The organism is Flavobacterium sp. LK-23, from assembly GCF_058135255.1.
In genome coordinates this window covers 152,741-159,971 of the sequence record NZ_JBYUVT010000012.1, presented here as the reverse complement: position 1 = coordinate 159,971, position 7,231 = coordinate 152,741, and the positions used below count along the sequence as shown (strand labels likewise).

At 29.5% G+C, this 7,231-nt stretch carries 7 protein-coding genes; 4 read left to right on the top strand and 3 right to left on the bottom strand.

All coding sequences use genetic code 11. The features are described from left to right. Positions 1 to 209: 209 nt before the first annotated feature. Both AC3Y25_RS17420 and AC3Y25_RS17415 read right to left on the bottom strand, forming a co-directional pair. Positions 210 to 623: a thiol-disulfide oxidoreductase DCC family protein gene (locus AC3Y25_RS17420; protein WP_489903601.1), complete on the bottom strand. Its 414-nt coding sequence runs from the start codon at positions 621 to 623 to the stop codon at positions 210 to 212. A gap of 283 nt (positions 624 to 906) precedes the next feature. Continuing rightward, on the bottom strand, positions 907 to 3,072 hold the full coding sequence (locus tag AC3Y25_RS17415; protein WP_489903600.1) for an endonuclease MutS2: 2,166 nt from the start codon (positions 3,070 to 3,072) through the stop codon (positions 907 to 909). Positions 3,073 to 3,256: 184 nt separating this feature from the next. On the opposite strand from AC3Y25_RS17415, the gene AC3Y25_RS17410 reads away from it, so the two are divergent. From AC3Y25_RS17410 to AC3Y25_RS17395, 4 genes are all read left to right on the top strand, one after another. Further along, entirely contained in the window at positions 3,257 to 3,922 is a 666-nt protein-coding gene (locus AC3Y25_RS17410) for a uracil-DNA glycosylase (RefSeq protein WP_489903599.1), read from the top strand. Positions 3,923 to 4,204: 282 nt separating this feature from the next. After that, a complete protein-coding gene (locus AC3Y25_RS17405; RefSeq protein WP_489903598.1) occupies positions 4,205 to 5,911 on the top strand; it encodes a CotH family protein in 1,707 nt (568 codons plus the stop codon). Positions 5,912 to 6,071: 160 nt separating this feature from the next. Next, positions 6,072 to 6,482: a hypothetical protein gene (locus tag AC3Y25_RS17400; RefSeq protein ID WP_489903597.1), complete on the top strand. Its 411-nt coding sequence runs from the start codon at positions 6,072 to 6,074 to the stop codon at positions 6,480 to 6,482. Continuing rightward, the gene (locus AC3Y25_RS17395; RefSeq protein WP_489903603.1) at positions 6,461 to 6,778 is read left to right on the top strand and encodes a transposase; all 318 of its coding nucleotides are present in this window, start codon (positions 6,461 to 6,463) and stop codon (positions 6,776 to 6,778) included. The genes AC3Y25_RS17400 and AC3Y25_RS17395 overlap by 22 nt, the downstream gene beginning before the upstream one ends. Positions 6,779 to 6,830: 52 nt before the next feature. Here the strand turns inward: AC3Y25_RS17395 and AC3Y25_RS17390 are convergent, their stop codons facing one another. Further along, positions 6,831 to 7,205 (bottom strand): DUF4258 domain-containing protein, encoded by a 375-nt coding sequence (locus tag AC3Y25_RS17390; protein WP_095929268.1) that lies wholly within the window; start codon positions 7,203 to 7,205, stop codon positions 6,831 to 6,833. Positions 7,206 to 7,231 lie beyond the last annotated feature (26 nt).

The window sequence follows — 7,231 nt, the reverse complement described above, 5'->3', positions numbered from 1 at the left end:
ACTGTTATTTCTCATCGCAACAAAATTTATTAAAGTTAAATTTTGTTACCGAATTATCTAACCTTTACAATTTCGACGAAGGAGAAATCTTCGCGAGAAGCTCGGCAAAGATTGGGTTTTCGTTACGGAGTTACTTGCGAAGATTTCTCCTTCGTCGAAATGACAATATTGTGGAAATTAGAATTTGGAATTTAAGAATTTGAAATTTCTTAAAGAAACTTAGATTTCAACTCTGGAGTCGGAATCATACAGCTTTCTTTCTTGCCGTACCAATTATATCTGTTTTTTGCAACATAATCATAAATCCTATCACTTATAAAAATTGGTACAATTCTAAAAACGGGTGTTAACCTCCATAAACCTCCAAAATTTTTAGCTATTTCAATTACTGCCGAAGACTTATAAAAATAAGCTGTTTTTGGATCGTACAAAATAATACTATCCATTTTAGAAAAACTGATTCCTAGGTGTTTACAGATTGAAATGCCCAATTCTGATTGCAATGCAACAAATCTAAAAATGTCTTTTTTGTCATGGTTTATAATGTATTGCACAGCAGAACTGCACAGATTGCAAACTCCGTCAAAAAGAACTATTTTTTTATTTTTTGGAAGGCTTTCCATTTTATTAGGTTTATTTCAAATTTTACATTTCATGTTTAGATATACATGAAAGTGAACTTGGATTAATTAAATTAGCACTTATTTGTTTTGTTTATTGAATTGTTGTTTTTAATAAATTTTACAAATCAAAAACGGCTTTAATAAATCCTTTAAAATGAATTTTAAAAAATAAAGCATCTATTTTATCGTATTTTAGAAAAACGTTTCTTAAATCGTTTTATTTTGATTTTGTAGTTTTTTAACCGTTTTTAAAGACTGAAAACTGCCACTGACACTGAATTTTTTACTTTTTAACCGCTTCAACCAATTCCAATTCATCTAAACTTACTTTCGAAGTAAAAATTCCGTAATTAACTGTTGCTTTATTTTTTTCGATTAAATCAATACTTCCAACAGATCTTCCGTCAAGCATTCTTACTCTATCACCAACTTTCAAAATTGGTTTTGGTTTTTCAATAACGGGTTTAAGTTTCTTCTCTTTTTTCTCTTTTCGAATTTCCTCAACTTTTACCTGTACTTCAGCAATAATTTCTTTTTGTTTTTCAACTTTTGCTTTTACTTCTTTCGGAGTTGCTTTTTTACGTTTAGAGTTTTCAATCTCAACAATTTTTAAAAATTCACCGATCAGTTCTTTTTTGTTTTTGTTGTTGAAATACTTCTCAGCAATATCATCAATTTTTTGTCCAATGTAAATTATCTTTTGGTTGCTGTCATATAATTCCTGATAGCTTTCCAATTTTTGTTGGATTCTTGTATTGATGTTTTCCATCTTTTTGCTTTCTTCTCGAGCACGAGTTTCTTCTTCTTTCAGATTCAAAGAAGTTTTTTCCAACTTCGAACGCTCTTTCTGAAGTGTTGCAATGGTTTTATCAAAACGAACTTTTCCGACTTCAATTTTCTTTTTTGCACGATTGATCAATCCAAACGGAATTCCATTTTTTTGTGCAACTTCAAATGTAAACGAACTTCCTGCCTGACCCAAAGCTAATTTATACATTGGTTCAAGAGATTTTTCGTCAAACATCATATTCGCATTTGTAGCATATGGTAGCTCGTTTGCTAGAATTTTTAAATTGGAATAATGTGTTGTGATAATTCCGAACGCTTCACGATGATAAAATTCCTCCAGGAAAATTTCAGCCAAAGCACCACCCAATTCAGGATCAGAACCTGTACCAAATTCATCAATTAAAAACATGGTTTTGCTATTACATTTCTTTAAAAAGTAATTCATGTTTTTTAATCGGTAGCTATAAGTACTTAGTTGATTTTCAATAGATTGATTGTCTCCAATATCGGTTAAGATTCTATCAAATAAGAAAGTTTCGCTTCTTTCGTGAACCGGAATCAAGATTCCAGATTGGAGCATTAATTGTAATAAACCAACTGTTTTTAAGGAAATGGTTTTTCCTCCAGCATTTGGTCCCGAAATTACAATTATTCTATTTTCTTGTTTTAACTCAATGGTCTGTGGATGCGTAACTTCTTTTTTCTGTTTATTGTTGAGATATAAAATTGGATGATACGCTTCTCTAAAGAATAATCTTCTTTCTTCTGTAATTGTTGGTAAGATTCCGTTTATTCGATTTGCATATTTTGCCTTTCCCGCAACTACATCAATATCACTCAAAAAATCTTGATATTCAATTAATAAAGGAAGATACGGACGAATTACATTTGATAAATTCTTTAAAATTCTTGTAATTTCTTCTTTCTCTTCGTATTCCAAGTTGGCTAATTCGCGAGAATATTTCAAGGTAGCTTCAGGTTCGATATAAGCAATGCTTCCGGTTTTGGAACTTCCTAAAATTGAACCTTTTACTTTACGACGATACATAGCTAAAACCGCTAAAACTCTACGGTTTTGCACAAAACTTTCTTTAATATCGTCCAGATAACCTAAACCGTTGTACTGCGTTAAAGCGACACCAAAACTTTGATTCACTTTTCCGCGAACTAAATTCATATTTTGTCTAATCCCAGCCAAAGCAGGAGAAGCATTGTCTTTTATCTCTCCATACTTATCTACAATTGCATCAATTGCAGTGATAATGTCTTTGGTTAACTCTACTCTTGAAGCTCTAGCATTTAAATTGGGATAATAGTCATCGAATTTTTTCAAGAAATTCAATAAGACATTTGTTGTTGCAGAAAGATTAGCGATTTTTCTAAAACTTCCCACTTCAAGAAAACTGTCTTCGATTGCAAGAAATTTAATTTCATGCGTTATAGCGTCAAATCCGTGATTTGGAATTGCGTTATTATTTTGAAAAGAAGATACATACTCTGATGTTTGCATCAGCGATTGCATTAATTCTTCTTTATCTCTAAATGGTTTTATTTGTAAAGCCTTTTCTTTTCCAATATCGGTGTTGCAACCATCTGAGATGGTTTCCAAAACAGTTGGAAATTGTAAGTCTTGTAATGTTTTTTCTGTAATACTGATCATTTAATTTCTTTATGAAAGTAGAGGCAAAAGTACGAAAACAATAATGAATTGTGAATTATGAATTATGATTTATAAGTTTTTTTCTTTGCTATCATTTTGACTTTTGACTTTCGATTTTTGATATTTTTCTTTTTAGTAAATATGTTTTTAAGTAATAATTTCTGAAATTCGCATAAAAAAAATCATGGACATAAAAATGCATTCTTCGTGGAAACTAGTTTTAAATGAAGAATTTGAAAAACCATATTTTAAAGAATTAATTGATTTCGTGAAATCTGAATATACAACCAAGGTGTGTTATCCAAAAGGGAGTCAGATTTTTTCAGCCTTTGATCATTGTTATTTTGATCAGGTAAAAGTTGTTATAATTGGTCAGGATCCATATCATGGACCTAATCAGGCAAATGGATTGTGTTTTTCGGTTAATGACGGAATTCCTTTTCCTCCATCACTTCAAAATATTTTTAAAGAAATTGAAGTAGATTTAAATAAGCCAATGCCTAAAACAGGTAATTTGGAGCGTTGGGCAGATCAGGGTATTTTTCTGTTAAATGCAACTCTGACAGTTCGACAATCTGAAGCCGGAAGTCATCAGGGAAAAGGTTGGGAAAAATTTACAGATGCTGTCATCAAACAAATTTCTTCTGAAAAAGAAAATGTTGTTTTTTTACTTTGGGGAGGTTTTGCTCAAAAAAAAGCAGCATTGATTGATGCTTCAAAACATCATATTTTAAAGTCCGGGCATCCATCACCTTTAAGTGCAAACAGAGGATTTTGGTTTGGGAATAAACATTTTAGCCTGACAAATGAGTTTTTGAAATCGAAAGAAATGAAAGAAATTGAATGGTAACAGGCGTAGATGTAAAATTGGTCTTTATGCTTATTTTAATTATCTTTTTTATTCTTGATATTTATAATATTTATTTAATCAGAAAAAAGCTTTTAATAAATTTTTTAAAAGCTTTTTTTTTTAATTTAATATTATAATACAAAGTGTTGATATTTATATAATTGTGTTTTAAAAAGTTTTTTTTAGGAGTAAAAATATCTTTAAAGGCTAGGCATTTTTTTTGTGTAAGCTAGGATTTGTTATGGTTAAGACTATTTTTGCATTTTTGATAAAATGCCACCTATGAAACAAAAACTACTTTTAATTTTTCTTTTTTTTTCTTTTTATATTTCTTATGCACAAGAAATAATTATTATTCCTTCTAATCAATATAATATTGACATCAACAAGTCACTCATAGTAACTAATCTGGACGTAAACTATGTTAACACTACGTGGGAAGGTGAAAAATCTTCTATAACATTGGATGTTAGTTATAATTTTGAAATTCCTGTTAGTGTAATTAAATTAGGGACTCCATATAATTTAATTAATCCAAGCGATAGCAAAAAATACATTCTTTATTTTACTGCATTACCTTTAATTACAATTACTGCAAATAATGAAATTGTAGATGAACCTAACGTTTTAGCTAATTTTAAATTAATTGAGAGCAATCAAAACAGTATAACTTCCGATATAGGAATACAACTTAGAGGAGCTTATTCACAAAGTTTACCTAAAAAATCATTTGAAATTGAATTTTGGGAAGATCAAAATGGTAATGAAACTCATGATGTGAGTTTGTTAGGTATGCATTCTGATGATGGGTATAATTTGCAGGCAATGTATAATGAATCTCTTAGGTTTCATAGTAAAACCAATAATGATTTATGGAAAATGATACACGAGCCATATTATCTGAATTTAGAACCGGAAGTAGTAAGTGGTATTGAAATGAAATATGCAGAACTATTTTTAAATGGTGAATATAGAGGAATATATTGTGTTGGTGAAAAAGTAAACAGAAAGTTATTGAAATTAAAAAAACATAACGGAAGTATAAGAGGAGAGCTCTATAAAGGAGATCAATGGGGAAATAGTTCAACGTTTACATCTTTGATTCCATATAATAATGATGACTTATTGTGGGGGGGGATGGAGTACAAACATCCAAAAGAAGTAACGGATTGGAGTAATTTATATAAATTTGTTGATTTCGTCGTAAATGAGACAAATAGTAATTTTTATGCTGTGTATAAAACTAAATTTGATCTTAATAATGCTGTAGATTATTTTATATTTCTTAATTTGATAAGAGCCACAGATAATAGAGGTAAAAATTTATATATTGCTAAATACACAAACAATGAACCTTATTTTTATGTCCCATGGGATTTAGACGGAACTTATGGAACGATATGGAATGGTCAGCATGAAAATATTACAAATGATTTATTATCTAACGGACTTTACGATCGTCTTTTAAATGATTGCTCAAAAGATGGTTTTCGTGAAAAGCTTAATTTAAGATGGCAGGAATTAAGAAGTACATTAATTACTCATGATAAGTTAATGCTTATGCTTACAAGTAATTATAATACACTAAAAGAAAATGGAGTTTATGAAAGAGAACATCTTGCTTGGCCAGATTATAGTGCTAATGAAAATGAAATAGATTATATCTCTAATTGGCTGGCTAACCGATTGTCATATCTAGATGTGAAATTTTCTGAAAATTGTAATACTTTAGATGTTGTAAATTTTGAAAAAGTCCTTAAAACGATAGTTTATCCAAATCCAACATCTGATATTATTAATATTACTTTAACTGATTTTGGTAAACATACTATATTTATATATGACAGTAATGGGAAATTATTATTGAATAAGAATTCTGAAGGATATTATAATCAAATTTCTATAAAGGATTTTAGTAAAGGAATTTATTACATTAAAATTATAGATTCAGAGAATAAAGTTGATGTAAGGAGTGTTATAAAACAATAAAAAAAAGAAAGCCTGTTATTTTTTTGAACATGCCCCAAAAAGTTAGACACTATTTGGGGCATTTTTTATGGAAAGAAAAGTAAAGTATGACTATGCATTTAAGTTAGAATGTGTAGAATTGGTTTTAAAGAAGCACTATCCAGCTGAATAAGTTTCAAAATTGAAGCAGACTTCAAGATGGAATATTCGAAAGTGGGTGAGTTTTTATAAGACATATGGCGAAATTGGTTTATTGCCAAGAATAAATCAAACCTATTCAGCAAAATTTAAGCTGAAAGTGCTCAAAAGCATAGAAAAGGAATCTCTTCCTTTAATGCAGGCTAATTTAAGATTTAATATTCCCGATATTTCCATATTTTTAAAATGGAAAAAAGATTTTGCTAACTTTGGACTAGTAGGATTACAACCAAAACAAAGAGGCAGACCAGCAATGAGTGATAAAGGCAGAAAACGTAAATCAGACAAACCTCTTACAAGAGAGCAGGAACTGCTGAAAGAAAACGAAAGGCTTCGCTGTGAGAATGAACTGCTAAAAAAGCTTTTAGAAAAATACCAAACAATACAAATTTAATTCTTGACTCAGACCAAGGCTGGCAATATCAAATGAGACATTACCAAGATTTATTAAAACAAAAAGGAATCAAACAAAGCATGTCAAGAAAAGGAAACTGCTTAGATAATGCAATTATTGAAAACTTTTTTGGAATATTAAATCTGGAAATGTTTTATACCCAAAAATTCAAGTCAATAGAACAATTAAAAAAAGAAATTAATAAGTACATAACATATTACAATAACGAAAGAATTAAATCAAATTTGAACAAAATGAGCCCAATAAAATATCGAGCTTATTATTATCAAACTTAATTATAAATTTGTCTAAACTTTTGGGTGCAGTCTATTTTAACAGGCTTTCTTTTTATTTTTTTACAATTTCTTCTAAAACAGCTTTATTTTCATAATTAACTACTTTTAGAATAATCTCTTGATTTTTTACTGTTTTTCCTTCAATGATATAAAGTTTTCCTTTATTGAACGGAACATTACTTTGGTCAAAATCTACATCCCCATAAGTTAATGTATTTTTGACGTCTGCTGTGTCAACCCATTTTTCGCTTAAAGTCTGAACGGCTTTTGGAGAATATTGAAAAGGTTTTGTTCTAAGATTGTTTAGTACTCGAGCATTTGGGAAATAATTACAACGAGTGTCTTTTCCAATAAAAAATCCTGATACAATAAAACATCCCATTACGAGACCAATCAGATAATATGCAAAACGGTATGCGAACTTCATGAAATATTTTTTTTGCAAAGGTACAC